Genomic DNA, 14353 nt, shown 5'->3' on the forward strand with positions numbered 1-14353 from the left:
AGCCCCCTGAGGGCGCCGAAGACTTTCCAGAGGCGCGGTTCCTTCGCGGGGGCCGCGCCTCTTTCGTTTGACTCGGCGGTCACGGCCGTGAAAGTCGGGGCCGCATGCTTCCGACCCTTCGGCAACTCCAGTACCTCAAGCTCCTGGTGGAGCACGGCGGCTTCGGCAAGGCGGCGGAGGCGGCGCATGTCACCCAGCCCACGCTCTCTGCGGGCATCCAGGAGCTGGAGAGGATCCTCGGCTCCCCGGTCGTCGACCGGACCCGCTCGGGGGTGATCCTCACCGACGCGGGCGAGGCCGCCCTGGCCAAGGCCCGGATCATCCTCAACGAGGCGGACGAACTGGTCCAGGCGGCGCGCAGCGCCGGCCAGCCCCTGACGGGCCGATTTCGCCTCGGTGTGATCCCGACCATCGCCCCCTTCCTCCTTCCCAGGGCCCTGCCCCTGCTGAGGTCGAGGTTCCCCGACCTGCGGCTGTACCTGAAGGAAGACCTGACCCAGAGGCTGATCGCCGCCCTGAAGTCCGGACATCTCGACGCCGCTCTCATCGCCCTGCCCTTCGACCTTTCGGGGCTGGAGTGCGCCCACGTCTCCGATGACGAGATTCTCGCCGCACTGCCGGCGGGTCACCGGCTTGCGGCGCAGGATCGCACCCGGCCTTCGGAGCTCGAGGAAGGCGACCTGATCCTCCTTGAGGATGGACATTGCCTGCGCGACCACGCCCTGGCCGCCTGCGGCCTGAGACCGCCGCGCGCGGGCGACACGTCAATGACCTTCGCCGCCACCTCCCTGCCGACCCTGGTCCAGATGGTGGGATCCGGTCTGGGGGTCACCTTCCTGCCTTCCATGGCCGTCGCGGCGGGCCTGACAGAAGGGGCGTCCATCGAGATCCGACCCCTGCAGGCAGAGGATCCCACCCGCGAGATCGTCGTCGCCTGGCGGTCCGGATCCATCCGCGGCGCCGAGGGCCGGCTGCTCGCCGAGACCCTTCGGCAGGCCTGATCAGTCCATCAGCCGGCGGGCGAGATAGACATAGTGCCGGGCCCAGCGCCGGGCGTTCAGCTCAGGGTCGGAGTCGTTGGAATGCCCGCCCAGGGTCTGCTCGTGGTAAAGATAGGGGACCCCCAGCGCTTCGAGCCGGGCCGCGAACTTGCGGGCGTGCCCCGGATGGACCCGGTCATCGCGCGTGTTGGTGGTGATGTAGGCCTCGGGGTAGGCGACTCCGGGCTTGAGGGCCTGGTAGCCCGAGTACCTGGCGATGAAGGCCGCGTCCGCCGGGACATCCGGGTCGCCGTACTCGCCGACCCACGAGGCGCCCGCCGAGAGCTTGTGGTAGCGCAGCATGTCCACGAGCGGGCTTTCCACCACCACGGCGTTCCAGAGCCCGGGATTCTGGGTCATGGAGACCGTCGTCAGGACGCCGCCGTTTGATCGGCCATAGATGCCGAGGCGACGCGGCGATGTCAGCCCCCGGGCCGAAAGGTCCCTCGCCACCGCCGCGAAGTCGTCAAAGGCCAGCTGGCGCTTCTCGCGCAGGACCGACTGGTGCCAGGCGGGCCCGAACTCGCCCCCGCCCCGGATGTTGGCGATCACATAGGCGCCGCCGCGCGACAGCCACAGGCGGCCCATCTCCGGCATGTAGACGGGGGGCTTGGCGATCTCGAAGCCGCCATAGCCATACATCAGGGTGGGGGTGGAGCCATCCTTACGGGCGTCAGGCGGCGAGACCACGAAGTAAGGAATCCGGGCCCCGTCGCTGGAAGTCGCCCAGTACTGGGCCACGCGGGCGCCCTCGGTCGGGAAGCGCGGAGGCAGGGCTGCGACCCGGGTCGACTCTCCGGTGGCGGCGTCGACCCGCCAGAGCGAGGGGGGATCAAGGAAGCCCTCCGCGGAGATCATGACGACATCGTCGACCTCGCTGGCCGAGACCACCTGGAAGGTGGCGTCCTTCGGCAGGGCCAGCCGCTCGGCCGTCCACCGGCCGCCGGTCATGTCGAAGACCTCCACCGCGCCCCTCACATCATCCAGCAGATTGATGACCACGAGGCCGGCCGTCACCCTCACGTCCTGGACAGCCTGGCGGGGACCGGGTGCGAAGACAAGTTCGGGCGCCCCGCCCGGATCGTCGCGGCGCAGGGCCACCACTGATCCGGCTCCAAAGCCCTTCCAGTCCTCCTTGATGATGAAGATCATCCGCCCCTGAGCCGAGCCCTGGTAGGTCGTCCGGAGCGGCAGGGGCAGACGGATCAGGCGGCCGTCTCGCCAGAGGCTGAACTCGGACCGGAAGAAGTCCACCGCCCGATTGACCACGAGACCCCTGGCCTGCCCGTCCTCGCCCCGCAGGACGGCGGCGCTGACCCCAACGTCGGAGGGCTGTCCGCGGAAAATCTCCCGGGTCTGACCGCGGCGGTCCACCGTCCTGACGACAAAGGGATATCCCGAGGCCGTGATCTCTTCCGGGGTCCAGTCGCGTGCGACGACCAGGGTGTCGACATCCAGCCAGTCCAAGGTCAGCTTGAAGGCCGGGAAGCGGAACCCGCCCTCCACGAAGGTGCGGCGGGCGATGTCGAACTCGCGGATCTCCACGGCGTCGCCGCCCCCGTCGGACAGCCGGACGAGGCATCGGGTTGCAGCAGGGGGCAGGCAGGTCGCGCCCTTGAAGATCCAGTTCCGCCCCTCGGCCTTCGACAGGGCGTCGAGGTCCAGGAGGGTGGTCCATTGCGGCCGGCCTGCGGCGTAGGCTGCGGCGTCCGAGGTGCGCCAGATTCCCTGAACGTGGGAGGCGTCCTGCCAGAGGTTGTCCACCGCCGCGCCGCGGAGTTCCGGCCAGGCGATCCGGTCCGGCGCCGTGAAGATTGCGCGCGCTTCCTGCAGGAAGACGGCATAGCGGGGATCACCTTCGAGGACCTCTGCAGTACGGGCGTTCTGGCGGTTCACCCATTCCAGCGCCCTCGGGGACTCGATGTCCTCGAGCCAGAGGAAGGGATCCTCGGCCTGCGCCGCAGCAGGCGGGCCGGCGAGGGCCAGGGCCAGGAGGAGGGTGCGGAGGGCGTCGCCCAGGAGCTTCAAATGCGTCTTCATGGCCGTCTTCTTGCGCAAAGGCTCGCCAATGTCTTCTGAAAGTCGCCCGGAAGACGCCGGCGGACTATATAGGAGCGCCATGGAGCGCCCCTTCCTGAAAATGAACGGCCTTGGCAACGACTTCATCGTCGTGGACGCCCGCAGCGAGGCCTATGACCCGCACCCGGACCAGATCCGGCGGCTGGCCTCGCGGTCGGCGGGGATCGGCTGCGACCAGTTCGTGGTGATCGGGCCATCCGAGGCGGCGGACGCCTCCGTTCGCTTCTGGAACCCGGATGGCGGCGAGGCCGGCGCCTGCGGCAACGCGACGCGCTGCGTCGCCTGGCGGTTGATGGAGGAGTCGGGCGCAGACGAGGTCCGCCTCGCCACCACCGGCGGTCTGCTTCACGCTTGGCGCCGGGGCGACCTGCGGGTGTCGGTGGACATGGGCCGTCCGCGCCTCCATTGGCGGGCCATTCCGCTGTCGGGTCCCGCCGACACCCTGTCCGTGACCGTGCCCGAGGCTCCGGAACCTGGCCCGGCGACCTGCGTCTCCATGGGAAATCCCCACGCTGTCTTCTTCGTCCCCTCCGCCGAGGCCGTGGACGCCGTCCGGATTGGCCCGGCCGTGGAGACCAGCGCCCTTTTCCCCGAACGCGTCAATGTGGGTTTCGCCGAGGTCCGCACCCGCACCCGCGTCCGCCTGCGGGTCTGGGAGCGGGCCGCGGGCCTGACCCGGGCCTGCGGCTCCGGCGCCTGCGCCGCCCTTGTGGCCGGGGTCCGGAGGGGCCTGCTGGATCCGGCCGCCCGGCTGGAGCTGGATGGCGGCGAGCTGGAGATCGTCTGGGGCGCCGACGGCCATGTCCTGATGACCGGGGACGTCGAGCTTGAGTACGAGGGCCGGCTGCCATGAGCGGGTCCGAGGTCCGCGTGGTCACCTTCGGGTGCCGTCTGAACGCCTACGAGAGTGAGGTGATCCGCGCCCGTGCGGCCGAGGACGGCGTGACGGACGCGGTGGTCTTCAACACCTGCGCGGTGACCGGCGAGGCCGTGCGTCAGGCCCGCCAGGCCATCCGCAAGGCGCGCCGGGAAACCCCAGGCGCCCGGCTCATCGTCACCGGCTGCGCCGCCCAGATCGAGCCCGGGACCTTCGCCGCCATGCCGGAGGTGGACCTCGTGCTCGGCAACGCCGACAAGGCGCGGCCCGGCGCCCTCTCGCCGCAGGCGGAGGGTCCCCGTGTCCGCGTCAACGACATCATGAGCGTGCGCGAGACCGCCGGCCACCTGATCGCCGGGGTCCGCGACCGGGCCCGGGCCTATGTCGAGGTCCAGAACGGCTGTGACCACCGCTGCACCTTCTGCGTGATTCCCTTCGGCCGGGGGAACTCGCGCTCCGTTCCCGCCGGCGAGGTGGTGGAGCAGGTCCGCCGGCTCACCGCCGAGGGTTGCCGGGAGGTGGTGCTGACCGGCGTCGACGTCACAAGCTGGGGGGCGGATCTGCCGGGCGCGCCCTCGCTGGGCCAGCTGGCGGGCCGGATCCTTCGCCTCGTCCCGGACCTGCCGCGCCTGCGCCTGTCTTCCATCGACGCCGCCGAGATCGACCCGGACCTGATGGCGCTCCTGGCCGGCGAGCCCCGCCTCATGCCCCACCTGCACCTGTCCCTTCAGGCGGGCGACGACATGATCCTGAAGCGGATGAAGCGACGCCACAACAGGGCCGATGCGCTCAGGCTCGTCGCCGACGTCCGCGCCGTACGGCCAGACACCGCCTTTGGCGCGGACCTGATCGCAGGCTTCCCGACCGAGACCGAGGCCATGTTCCGCAACACCCTCGAACTTGTCGAGGAGGCGGGCCTGGCCTTCCTGCACGTCTTTCCCTACAGCCCCCGCCCTGGGACGCCGGCCGCCCGCATGCCGCCGGTTCCCAAGTCCGAGGTGCGCGAGCGCGCGGCCCGGTTGCGGGCCGCGGGCGAGGCCGCGCTGGCGCGCCATCTCGCCGCACAGGTCGGCCGGGAGGTCAGCGGTCTGGTCGAGCGCCCTGGCCTCGCCCGGGCCGGAGACTTCTCCGAGATCGCCTTCTCCGGCGTCGCCCCGGCGGGAGAGATCCGACCGTTCCGGGTCATCGGCCAGGATGGGCGGCGGCTGCTCGCCGAACCCTCCCCTAGGATCGGGACGGACCAGCCGCTAGAAGCCCTGCATGACTGAACCCAAGACAGGCTGGTTCCAGCGGCTCACCGGCGGACTCGCCCGGACCTCGCGGGCCCTGACCGAGCAGGTGGCTTCGACCTTCACGAAGCAGCCCCTCGACCAGGCGCGGCTCGACGCTCTGGAGGAGATGCTGATCGAGGCCGACCTTGGTCCCCGGGCCGCGGCCCGGATCACCGAGGCCTTCGCCGCCACCCGTTTCGGCAAGGCGGTGGATGAGGCCGAGGTTCTGGAGGCCCTTTCCGAGGCGATCGCCGCCGAACTGGCCGGCCACGAGGGCCGGTTTGATCCCCTGTCCGGCCCCCGGCCTTACGTGGTGCTCTTCATCGGGGTGAACGGCTCTGGCAAGACCACCACCCTTGGCAAGATCGCCGCCGACCTGAATCGTCGCGGCGCCCGGGTCCTTGTGGTGGCCGGCGACACCTTCCGCGCCGCCGCGGTGGAGCAGCTCAAGGTCTGGGCCGAGCGGGCCGGCGCCGACTTCATGAGCCGCCCCACCGGCGCCGATGCGGCGGGCCTGGCCTTCGACGCCATCGAAAGGGCGCGCGCCGAGGGTTACGACGTGGTCCTCATCGACACGGCGGGGCGGCTCCAGAACAAGCAGGGCCTGATGGATGAGCTCCTCAAGGTGATCCGGGTGATCAAGAAGGTCGAGCCGGAGGCCCCGCACGAGACCCTGCTGGTCCTCGACGCCACCGTGGGCCGCAGCGCCCTGGCTCAGGAGAATATCTTCGGCAACCAGATCGGGGTCAGCGGCATCGTCATGACCAAGCTTGACGGCACGGCGCGGGGCGGGGTCCTCGTGCCTGTCGCCCAGGCCTCCGACTCGCCCATCAAGCTCATCGGGGTGGGCGAGGGGATCGACGACTTACAGCCTTTCGACGCCCGGGCTTTCGCCCGTTCAGTCGTCGGACTCGGGGAGAACTGAGCCATGACGCAGAGCCGGGGCGGCGCCCGCCGCTGGATCTCCAGCCTTGTGGACTTTGGCTGGCCGCTGGGACTGATCATCGGCTACCTGATCACCCGGGACATGGTGATGGCCAGCTGGGGACTGGTGGCGGGTGCGGCCATCGCCCTGGCGACCGGCTACATCCTGGAGCGGCGGATCGCACCCATGCCCCTGGCGGCGGGGGTCATGGCCCTGCTCTTCGGTCTGCTTACCCTGGTCTTCCAGGATCCACGCTTCGTCTATGTGAAGCCGACCATCACGTCTGCAGCCTTCGGGCTTCTCCTGCTCGGAGGCCTGGCGATCCGGCGCAACCCCCTGAAGATGCTGCTGGGCTCCACCCTTCCCATGCCCGATGAGGGCTGGCGCAAGCTGGCCTTTCGCTACGGAATCTTCTTCCTGGCCATGGCCGCCCTGAACGAGGGCGTGTGGCGGACACAGCCCGAGGAGGTGTGGCTGGCCTTCCGCTTTCCGGGGTCGACCGTGATCAATTTCGCCTTCGCCCTCGCCCAGGCGCCGCTTGTCATGCGCCATATGCGTCTCAAGGAGACGCCGCCTCCGGCGGCGGAGTAGACCCCCGGACGCCGGAGCCATCGAGGAGCCCTGCATGTCCACAAAGCCACCCCAATCCGGAGCCGTCCTCGGGCATCTCCTGCACCGCGCCGTCCAGCTTGCCGATGACCTTCACGCCGAGCGCTTCGGACCTGAGGGCCCCACCCCGCGCCAGTACGCCGTTCTCTCTGCGGTTTCGGAAGAGGAAGGTCTGAGCCAGAACCGGATCGTGGCGGCGACCGGGGTGGACCGCTCCACCTTGGCGGAGATGCTGGCGCGACTGGCGGAACGCGGCCTGGTCGCCCGAATCCGGTCCCCGGGTGACGCACGCGCCAATCTGGTGACCCTCACCGAGGCTGGACGAGCGGTTCTTCAGGCGGCGCGCTTCCGCGCGGAGGAGGCCGACCTCGCCCTCCTGGAACGCCTGCCGGAGGATCGGCGCGCCCGATTCGTGAAGGACCTGCGGAGATTGGTGGCCGGCCCGTCGGCTGGCGGCAGGTCCAAGCGCAAGAAGCGCAAGAAGGGCGATCGCCGCAAGGACGAGCCCCTTACCGCTTCCGATCCCTCCGCTCCCGACTCCTGACGGGCGCGACCCGCTGAAGGTCGCCGAGGTCTAGACGCGGATGTCGATCAGTGATCCGGGCCTTGATGTCTGGAGCGGCCTGGAAGGGTCGGCCGGGGTCTGCGACTGGCTCTCCGGGAGCGCCATCGAGGTCGGCGCAGCGCGGCTGGCGCGGGTCTGCTCGGTCCGGGCGGCTCCCTCTGCGCCCGGGGTGTTCCTGAGGGTCTCAGGCAAACGCGCCCCTTCCGTCGCCCTCTGGAGCGGCAGGGGCGGAAGCGGGGAGGAGCCGGGGCGCAGGGGGGTGACCATGAGGGCCTCAAACAGGGTTAACGAACCCCGACCCTCTCCCCGCCCGGTTCAGGAAGGGTTAACGACGGAGGCTGGCCGCCAGACGACGGGCGTCTTCCTCGGATAGGGGGGCGGAGATCTTGTCGGCGATCCGCCCCGAGCTGTCGACGAGATAGGTCTCGGGCACGCCGGAGACCCCGAGCTCCACCCCCGCACGGCCTTCCCTGTCGACCAGCACCCGGACATAGGGATCGCCGGTCCGGTCCAGGAAGGCCTGGGTCTTGGCGGGGTCGTCCTTGTAGGCGACGCCGATGATCGGAATACCCTGCGCCTTCATCGCCACCAGGATCGGCGCCTCGAGTTCGCAAGGCGCGCACCAGGAGGCGAAGACGTTGATCAGGTAGGGCCCCCCGCCCGGCGCGGCCAGGGTGTCGGGCAGTCCATCCGAAAGGGTCGGCAAAGTGACTTCGGGAACGGGCTTTCCCACCAGGGCCCGAGGCAGGAACCGAGGGTCGTCGCGGAGACCGAACAGGGCGAACAGGAGGCCAAGCGCCACCAGGATCGCGACGGGGGCGAAGGCGAGAAATCTCTTCACCGGAGGTCTGCGCCCCGCGCCTCCTCCGCCCTGAGGCGGACTTCGAGGTCTTGCGCCCGCCGTCGCCAGCGCCGGGCGAAGGTCAGGCTGGATATCGCCAGCCAGGCCAGCGCCCCTGCGCTGAGCCCGTAGGATGTCCAGATGTAGAAGCCGTAGGGGCCGGGATCCAGGTCGAGCATGGTCACCTCGCCAGCCGGTTTTCCGCCGCGGCGGCCCGCCGCCGCCAGACCTCGCCGCGGATCCGCACCAGCCAGAGGGCGCCGAACGCAGCCATGTAGGACAGGGTCATCAGGAAAAGCGGCGCCAGGAAGACCGTCGCAGCCCGTGATCCCCCGGCTGCGAAGACCGTCCGGCCCTGATGAAGGGTGTTCCACCACTCCACCGACCAGTGGACGATGGGCACGTTGATCAGGCCGACCAGGGCCAGGATGGCCGCCGCCCGGGCGCCCTTGGCCTCGTCGTCAATGGCGGCCCGCAGGGCCATGTAGGCGAGATAGAAGAGGAACAGGACGAGGACGCTGGTCAGCCGGGCGTCCCACACCCACCAGGCGCCCCACATGGGCTTGCCCCAGAGCGACCCGGTGGCGAGGGCCAGGGCCGTGAACACGGCGCCTATGGGCGCGGCCGCGCGGGCCGCCGCGTCGGCCAGGGCCTGCCGGAAGACCAGGGACAGGAAGCTCGCGCCGCCGAGGCAGACATAGACGAAGAGCCCCAGCCAGGCGGCGGGCACATGGATGAACATGATCCTGACGGTGTCTCCCTGCTGGTAGTCCTCAGGGGCCGTGAAGCCCAGCCAGAGGCCAGCCGCAGCGAGGGTGATGGCGAGGGCCCCGAACAGGGGCGCGGCCCAGGCCGAGAAGGCCATGAACCGGTGGGGGTTGTAGAGGAAGGCGAGCGCCTGCGTCATCCCCCGCCCCTTAGCCTTGGTCCGCGCCGGCGGCAATGGAAAGCCGCTGGCGCGGAGCCCCGGCCTAGCGAGGCGCCTCGGGCCCGCCCCCGGGGCGCATGTCCATCATGTGGCGCTCAATCCGGATCTCCCGCCGGTCGCGGCCCGCCGGCGGAAGGGCGTCGAAGGCCTTCTTCTGGGAGGGCGTCAACTGGGCGTAGAAGGTGCGGGTGGCCGCAGCGCGGCGGTCGAAGGCTGCAAGGCGCTCCGCCATCCGGGCCCGCTGGCGGTCCAGGCGCTCGGGCGTGGTCAGGCCCGTCGCGCGCGTCTCGGCCGGCTTCAGTCGCTCTGCAGGCTTCGCGGCCTCTAGGAAGGTCTTCAGCGCCGGCTCCTGCGCCGGCGTCAACTGCAGGACGTCGCGAAGCCTCTGGGCCTGGGCCTCAGGGTCAGGCCGCTTCATCTTCATCGCCCCCATGGCGCCGGACGGCGCGCCGGCGGGGGGCGGGGTCTGGGCGAGGCCTGCGCTGGCGACGGCGAGGGCGAACGCCCCTGCGATGCCGGCGGCGCCGAAACGTGAACGGATCATGTCTTTGCTCCTTGGAGACGCCCCTCGGTGACCTGAACGCGCCGCCGGCGGGTTTCCGTCGCAGGCGCTCGCCTGGCGGGTCAGGACAGGGCGTTTCGGCATGCGGCGGCCATGGCCAGGGGGCCAAGGGCGACTGCGGCGGCGGCGTAAGCGCCCAGAAGGGCGAAGCCGGCGCGCCAGGACAATCCCGAGCTGAAGGCGTCCAGGGCACCCCCGCCGAAAATCACCGGGGGTACGAAAAGCGGCAGGACAATCACCGCCGTCAGAAGCCCGCCACGCCGGGCGCCAAGGCTCAGGGCGGCCCCGATCCCCCCGGTGAAGGCGAAGGCGAGGCCCCCGGCGAGGGCGCAGGCGAAGAGCAGAGGCGCCAGGCTGGTCGGCGCCCCCAGGGCTATGGCCGCCGCCGGGGCGAGCAGGGCCAGGGGCGCGCCGGTCGCCAGCCAGTGCCCAAGGCATTTCAAGGCGCAGATCGCCTCCAGGGGAAGTCGGGCATGGGCCATCAGGTCGAGCGCTCCATCCTCGAAGTCCCGTTCGAAGAGCCGCTCCAGACCCAGGAGGGCGGAGAGGGCCAGGACAGTCCAGGCCGCCCCGGGCGCCACCTGGGCCAGCCTCTCGGGCTCGGGGCCTGACGCCAGAGGCAGGAGAAGCGTCGCCCCTGCGAAGAATCCGCCGGTCACCATGAGGCCGCCGCCCCGCCCCCAGGCGAGGGCGATCTCGCGCCGCAGAAGACTCAGGGCGGCGTTCAAGGGCGGATCTCCAGGGTGAGGGCGGCGACGGGCAGAGGGTCGTGGACCGCCGCCAGGATCAGCCCCCCCTGTTCGAGGTGATCCGTCATGATCGAGAGGGCTGCAGCCCGCCAGTGGGAGTCCAGTGGACTCAGGGGCTCATCCAGGAGCCAGAGCGGCCGCGGGGCCGCCAGGAGCCTGGCCAGGGCGAGGCGGCGTCTCTGCCCGGCCGACAGCCGGCGAACCTCGAGGTCCAGCAGGCGGTGCAGATCGAGCCGGCTGACCGCCGCCTTCAGCCCGTCCGGCGTCCCGCCCTGCCAACCGGCCCAGAAGTCCAGCTCCTCTCCCGCGGTGCGCGATCCCTTGAGGCCGTCGAGGTGACCGAGCAGATGAAGGCCGCTGGAACGCGCCAGGTCGACGTCTGTCTCCCCAAAGGCGATCCGGCCGGCGTCTATGGCGCCAAGACCCGCCACCGCCCGGAGAAGACTGGTCTTCCCCGAGCCGTTGGCCCCTGTCAGGGCGCAGGCCTGACCGGCCGCAAGGTCGAGCCGCAGCCCCGAAAACAGCCGCCGCCCGCCCCGGGACAGGGCAAGGTCCTCGATGTGCAGGGACAGGCTCATGAATTCCTCCCGGCGCGCGCATGGACGCGGACCCGCCGAAGGGCTATGACGCCGGCGGCTGCACTCGTCCCGGAGGGCGTTCGCGGCGCCGGGGCGAACGCTGTGTGTCCGCCCACCAGGGCGCGCGATCTCCGGTTCGATAGGTGTGCGGTCCGGAACAGAGGAAGGATCCCTGACATGGCGTCAATCGACAGCCTCAAGACCCGCCGCGAACTCACGGTGGGAGACAAGACCTACGTCTACTACAGCCTTCCGGCCGCCGAGGAAGCCGGTCTTGCCGGCGTATCGCGACTCCCGGCCTCGATGAAGGTGCTGCTGGAGAACCTGCTGCGCAACGAGGATGGCGATACGGTCGGCGCCGATGACCTCAAGGCCCTGGCCGCCTGGCTCGACAACAAGGGCGCCGTAGAGCACGAGATCAGCTTCCGTCCCGCCCGGGTCCTGATGCAGGACTTCACCGGCGTGCCGGCGGTGGTCGACCTGGCCGCCATGCGCGACGCCATGACCAAGCTCGGCGCCGATCCCGAGAAGATCAACCCGCTGAACCCCGTCGACCTGGTCATCGACCACTCCGTCATGGTGGACCATTTCGGCACCTCCAAGGCCTTCGGCGAGAACGTCGAGCGCGAGTACGAGCGGAATATCGAGCGCTACCGCTTCCTGCGCTGGGGCTCGTCGGCCTTCAACAACTTCCGCGTCGTGCCCCCCGGCACGGGCATCTGCCACCAGGTCAACCTCGAATACCTGGCGCAGACCGTCTGGACCGGTGAAGAGGGCGCGGACACCGTGGCCTACCCGGACACCGTGGTGGGCACCGACTCCCACACCACCATGATCAACGGCCTCGCGGTGCTGGGCTGGGGCGTCGGCGGCATCGAGGCCGAGGCCGCCATGCTGGGCCAGCCCATCCCGATGCTGATTCCCGAGGTCATCGGCTTTCGCCTGACCGGCGACATGCCCGAGGGCGCCACGGCCACCGACCTGGTGCTGACCGTCACCCAGATGCTCCGCAAGAAGGGCGTCGTCGGCAAGTTCGTCGAGTTCTTCGGACCGGGCCTCGCCGGCCTGACCCTCGAGGACGAGGCGACCATCGCCAACATGGCCCCGGAATATGGCGCCACCTGCGGTTTCTTCCCGATCACCCAGGCCACGGTCGACTATCTCCGCGCCACCGGCCGCGACCCCGCCCGGGTCGACCTGGTGGAGGCCTACGCCAAGGCCCAGGGCCTGTGGTCCGAGCCCGGCGATCCCGAGCCTGTCTTCACGGACACCCTGGAGCTCGACCTCGGCACGGTCCAGCCCTCCCTGGCCGGCCCCAAGCGGCCCCAGGACCGCGTCCTGCTCAGCGACGCCGCCGCCGAGTTCCGCGCCGCCCTCGGCAAGGAGTTCGGCCGCGAGCCGGGCGCCCCGCGCGCGGCGGTGAAGGGCGAGTCCTACGACCTCGGCGACGGGGACGTGGTGATCGCCGCCATCACCTCCTGCACCAATACCTCCAACCCCAGCGTCCTGATCGCCGCCGGCCTCGTGGCCAAGAAGGCGGTGGAAAAGGGCCTGAAGGTGAAGCCCTGGGTGAAGACCTCCCTCGCCCCCGGAAGCCAGGTGGTCACCGACTACCTGAAGGCCGCCGGCCTGACCAAGAGCCTGGACGCCCTCGGCTTCAACCTGGTCGGCTATGGCTGCACCACCTGCATCGGCAATTCCGGGCCCCTGCCCGAGGCCATCTCCGAGACCATCCAGTCCGCCGACCTGGTGGCCTGCTCGGTCCTGTCGGGGAACCGTAACTTCGAGGGTCGGGTCAATCCGGACACCCGGGCCAACTACCTGGCCTCACCGCCCCTGGTGGTGGCCTACGCCCTGGCCGGAAACATGCTCATCGACCTCGCCAGCGACCCGATCGGCGAGGGCAAGGACGGCAAGCCTGTCTATCTGAAGGACATCTGGCCGACCTCGGCCGAGGTCGCCGAACTGCAGCGCAAGCACGTGACCCAGAAGATGTTCGCCACCCGCTATTCCGACGTCTTCAAGGGCGACAAGAACTGGCAGGGCATCAAGGTGGCCGGCGGCCAGACCTACGCCTGGGACATGGGCTCCACCTATGTCCAGAACCCGCCCTACTTCCAGGACATGAAGATGGAGCCCGAGCCGGTCACCGACGTGATCGAGGCCCGGATCCTGGGGGTGTTCGGCGACTCCATCACGACCGACCACATCTCGCCGGCCGGTTCGATCAAGGCCAGCTCGCCCGCCGGTGTCTACCTGCGCGAGCGCCAGGTGCCGACCACCGAGTTCAACTCCTACGGCGCCCGCCGGGGCAACCATGAGGTGATGATGCGGGGCACCTTCGCCAACATCCGCATCCGCAACCGCATCACCCCGGAGATTGAGGGCGGGGTCACCCGTCACTTCCCCTCCGGCGACACCATGGCGATCTACGACGCCGCCATGCGCTACCAGGCCGAGGGCCGGCCCATGGTGATCTTCGCAGGCAAGGAGTACGGCACGGGCTCGTCCCGCGACTGGGCGGCCAAGGGCACCAAGCTGCTGGGCGTCCGGGCGGTCATCGCCGAGAGCTTCGAGCGCATCCACCGGTCCAACCTGGTCGGCATGGGCGTCCTGCCCCTGCAGTTCATCCAGGACGGCTGGCAGAAGCTGAACCTCACCGGCGAGGAGATCGTCTCCATCCGTGGCCTCTCGGACCTGTCGCCCCGCCGACAGCTGACCGTGGAGCTCTACCGCGCCGGCGATGGTCGGATCGCCCGCTTCCCCGTGCGCTGCCGGATCGATACGCCGACCGAGCTGGAGTACTTCCGCAATGGCGGCGTACTGAACTACGTTCTTCGAAACCTGGCGCGCGACGCCCAGGGCTGAATCTCCCCGCCGCGCAGCCCTTTTCCAAGGGCGTGCGGCGGGAGGACTTCACGTCTTCTTGATCGGGCGCGTCTGACAACTGGGATTATGTGCGGGCCGATGCGAGGAGCCCTTATCGCCTGTTTCCTGGTTCTTGCGCCCGCCTTGGCCCAGGCGGCGACGCGTGCGCCTGTCATCGTCGAACTCTACACCGCACAAGGCTGCGCCTCCTGCACGGGCGCTGGGGAGGTCATGGAAGCGCTGTCGTCCCGCCGCGACGTGCTGCCCCTGACCTTCAGTGTCGACTACTGGGACTATCTGGGGTGGACGGACACCCTCGCGCGTCCTGAATTCGCAAGACGCCAGAAGGCCTACATCGACCGTTTCGAACTTGGGGAGCCCTACACGCCCCAGGTTGTCGTCGACGGACGCGGGCAGGGCGGCGCCCTGGAGCCGGAGCTGCTGGAAACCCTGATCGCCCG

16 protein-coding genes are annotated in these 14353 nt (G+C 70.0%); 8 read left to right on the top strand and 8 right to left on the bottom strand.

What is annotated here, in order from left to right; all coding sequences use genetic code 11:
• Positions 1–104 precede the first annotated feature (104 nt).
• A complete protein-coding gene (locus INE98_RS05045) occupies positions 105–1001 on the top strand; it encodes a hydrogen peroxide-inducible genes activator (RefSeq protein ID WP_293537097.1) in 897 nt (298 codons plus the stop codon).
• Here INE98_RS05045 and INE98_RS05050 read toward each other — a convergent pair whose 3' ends face one another.
• Positions 1002–3080 (bottom strand): prolyl oligopeptidase family serine peptidase, encoded by a 2079-nt coding sequence (locus INE98_RS05050; protein ID WP_293537098.1) that lies wholly within the window; start codon positions 3078–3080, stop codon positions 1002–1004.
• Positions 3081–3159: 79 nt separating this feature from the next.
• Between INE98_RS05050 and dapF the strand changes: the two genes are divergently transcribed.
• From dapF to INE98_RS05075, 5 genes are read left to right on the top strand one after another with little or no spacing between them, the layout of a single operon-like run.
• The gene (gene dapF, locus INE98_RS05055; RefSeq protein WP_293537099.1) at positions 3160–3972 is read left to right on the top strand and encodes a diaminopimelate epimerase; all 813 of its coding nucleotides are present in this window, start codon (positions 3160–3162) and stop codon (positions 3970–3972) included.
• Positions 3969–5264, top strand: a complete 1296-nt coding sequence (gene mtaB, locus INE98_RS05060) for a tRNA (N(6)-L-threonylcarbamoyladenosine(37)-C(2))-methylthiotransferase MtaB (RefSeq protein WP_293537100.1) — start codon at positions 3969–3971, stop codon at positions 5262–5264. The genes dapF and mtaB overlap by 4 nt, the downstream gene beginning before the upstream one ends.
• A complete protein-coding gene (gene ftsY, locus INE98_RS05065; protein ID WP_293537102.1) occupies positions 5257–6192 on the top strand; it encodes a signal recognition particle-docking protein FtsY in 936 nt (311 codons plus the stop codon). Before mtaB ends, ftsY begins: the two co-directional genes overlap by 8 nt.
• Positions 6193–6195: 3 nt before the next feature.
• Positions 6196–6783 carry a septation protein IspZ gene (locus tag INE98_RS05070; RefSeq protein WP_293537104.1) on the top strand — a complete coding sequence of 196 codons (588 nt, stop codon included), beginning with the start codon at positions 6196–6198 and terminating at the stop codon, positions 6781–6783.
• A 34-nt stretch (positions 6784–6817) separates the two neighbouring features.
• Positions 6818–7345 carry a MarR family winged helix-turn-helix transcriptional regulator gene (locus INE98_RS05075; protein WP_293537106.1) on the top strand — a complete coding sequence of 176 codons (528 nt, stop codon included), beginning with the start codon at positions 6818–6820 and terminating at the stop codon, positions 7343–7345.
• A gap of 30 nt (positions 7346–7375) precedes the next feature.
• On the opposite strand, the gene INE98_RS05080 is transcribed toward INE98_RS05075, so the two are convergent.
• The 7 genes from INE98_RS05080 to ccmA form a co-directional block, all read right to left on the bottom strand.
• Positions 7376–7633 carry a hypothetical protein gene (locus INE98_RS05080; protein ID WP_293537108.1) on the bottom strand — a complete coding sequence of 86 codons (258 nt, stop codon included), beginning with the start codon at positions 7631–7633 and terminating at the stop codon, positions 7376–7378.
• A gap of 58 nt (positions 7634–7691) precedes the next feature.
• On the bottom strand, positions 7692–8207 hold the full coding sequence (locus INE98_RS05085) for a DsbE family thiol:disulfide interchange protein (protein ID WP_293537110.1): 516 nt from the start codon (positions 8205–8207) through the stop codon (positions 7692–7694).
• Positions 8204–8386 (bottom strand): heme exporter protein CcmD, encoded by a 183-nt coding sequence (gene ccmD / locus INE98_RS05090; RefSeq protein ID WP_293537112.1) that lies wholly within the window; start codon positions 8384–8386, stop codon positions 8204–8206. Before ccmD ends, INE98_RS05085 begins: the two co-directional genes overlap by 4 nt.
• Before the next feature lie 2 nt (positions 8387–8388).
• Positions 8389–9114 carry a heme ABC transporter permease CcmC gene (gene ccmC / locus INE98_RS05095; RefSeq protein ID WP_293537113.1) on the bottom strand — a complete coding sequence of 242 codons (726 nt, stop codon included), beginning with the start codon at positions 9112–9114 and terminating at the stop codon, positions 8389–8391.
• Positions 9115–9178: 64 nt separating this feature from the next.
• Positions 9179–9679: a Spy/CpxP family protein refolding chaperone gene (locus INE98_RS05100; RefSeq protein ID WP_293537115.1), complete on the bottom strand. Its 501-nt coding sequence runs from the start codon at positions 9677–9679 to the stop codon at positions 9179–9181.
• Positions 9680–9759: 80 nt separating this feature from the next.
• A complete protein-coding gene (ccmB, locus tag INE98_RS05105) occupies positions 9760–10425 on the bottom strand; it encodes a heme exporter protein CcmB (RefSeq protein ID WP_293537117.1) in 666 nt (221 codons plus the stop codon).
• Complete coding sequence (gene ccmA / locus INE98_RS05110) at positions 10422–11024, bottom strand: heme ABC exporter ATP-binding protein CcmA (protein ID WP_293537118.1); 603 nt, start codon at positions 11022–11024, stop codon at positions 10422–10424. Before ccmA ends, ccmB begins: the two co-directional genes overlap by 4 nt.
• A 177-nt stretch (positions 11025–11201) precedes the next feature.
• Between ccmA and acnA the strand changes: the two genes are divergently transcribed.
• Together acnA and INE98_RS05120 are read left to right on the top strand one after the other, a co-directional pair.
• Positions 11202–13892, top strand: coding sequence for an aconitate hydratase AcnA (acnA, locus tag INE98_RS05115; RefSeq protein WP_293537120.1), 2691 nt, complete (start codon positions 11202–11204; stop codon positions 13890–13892).
• Positions 13893–13991: 99 nt separating this feature from the next.
• The coding region (locus INE98_RS05120) for a DUF1223 domain-containing protein (RefSeq protein ID WP_293537121.1) at positions 13992–14353 on the top strand (362 nt) is incomplete at its 3' end.

This window comes from Phenylobacterium sp. (assembly GCF_020253645.1).
Taxonomy (GTDB): domain Bacteria; phylum Pseudomonadota; class Alphaproteobacteria; order Caulobacterales; family Caulobacteraceae; genus Phenylobacterium.

Bases quoted from the DNA above. Each gene is read 5' to 3' on its own strand.
- INE98_RS05045 (WP_293537097.1), top strand. From the start codon at position 105: ATGCTTCCGACCCTTCGGCAACTCCAGTACCTCAAGCTCCTGGTGGAG.
- INE98_RS05050 (WP_293537098.1), bottom strand. From the start codon at position 3,080: ATGAAGACGCATTTGAAGCTCCTGGGCGACGCCCTCCGCACCCTCCTC.
- dapF (WP_293537099.1), top strand. From the start codon at position 3,160: ATGGAGCGCCCCTTCCTGAAAATGAACGGCCTTGGCAACGACTTCATC.
- mtaB (WP_293537100.1), top strand. From the start codon at position 3,969: ATGAGCGGGTCCGAGGTCCGCGTGGTCACCTTCGGGTGCCGTCTGAAC.
- ftsY (WP_293537102.1), top strand. From the start codon at position 5,257: ATGACTGAACCCAAGACAGGCTGGTTCCAGCGGCTCACCGGCGGACTC.
- INE98_RS05070 (WP_293537104.1), top strand. From the start codon at position 6,196: ATGACGCAGAGCCGGGGCGGCGCCCGCCGCTGGATCTCCAGCCTTGTG.
- INE98_RS05075 (WP_293537106.1), top strand. From the start codon at position 6,818: ATGTCCACAAAGCCACCCCAATCCGGAGCCGTCCTCGGGCATCTCCTG.
- INE98_RS05080 (WP_293537108.1), bottom strand. From the start codon at position 7,633: ATGGTCACCCCCCTGCGCCCCGGCTCCTCCCCGCTTCCGCCCCTGCCG.
- ccmD (WP_293537112.1), bottom strand. From the start codon at position 8,386: ATGCTCGACCTGGATCCCGGCCCCTACGGCTTCTACATCTGGACATCC.
- ccmC (WP_293537113.1), bottom strand. From the start codon at position 9,114: ATGACGCAGGCGCTCGCCTTCCTCTACAACCCCCACCGGTTCATGGCC.
- INE98_RS05100 (WP_293537115.1), bottom strand. From the start codon at position 9,679: ATGATCCGTTCACGTTTCGGCGCCGCCGGCATCGCAGGGGCGTTCGCC.
- ccmA (WP_293537118.1), bottom strand. From the start codon at position 11,024: ATGAGCCTGTCCCTGCACATCGAGGACCTTGCCCTGTCCCGGGGCGGG.
- acnA (WP_293537120.1), top strand. From the start codon at position 11,202: ATGGCGTCAATCGACAGCCTCAAGACCCGCCGCGAACTCACGGTGGGA.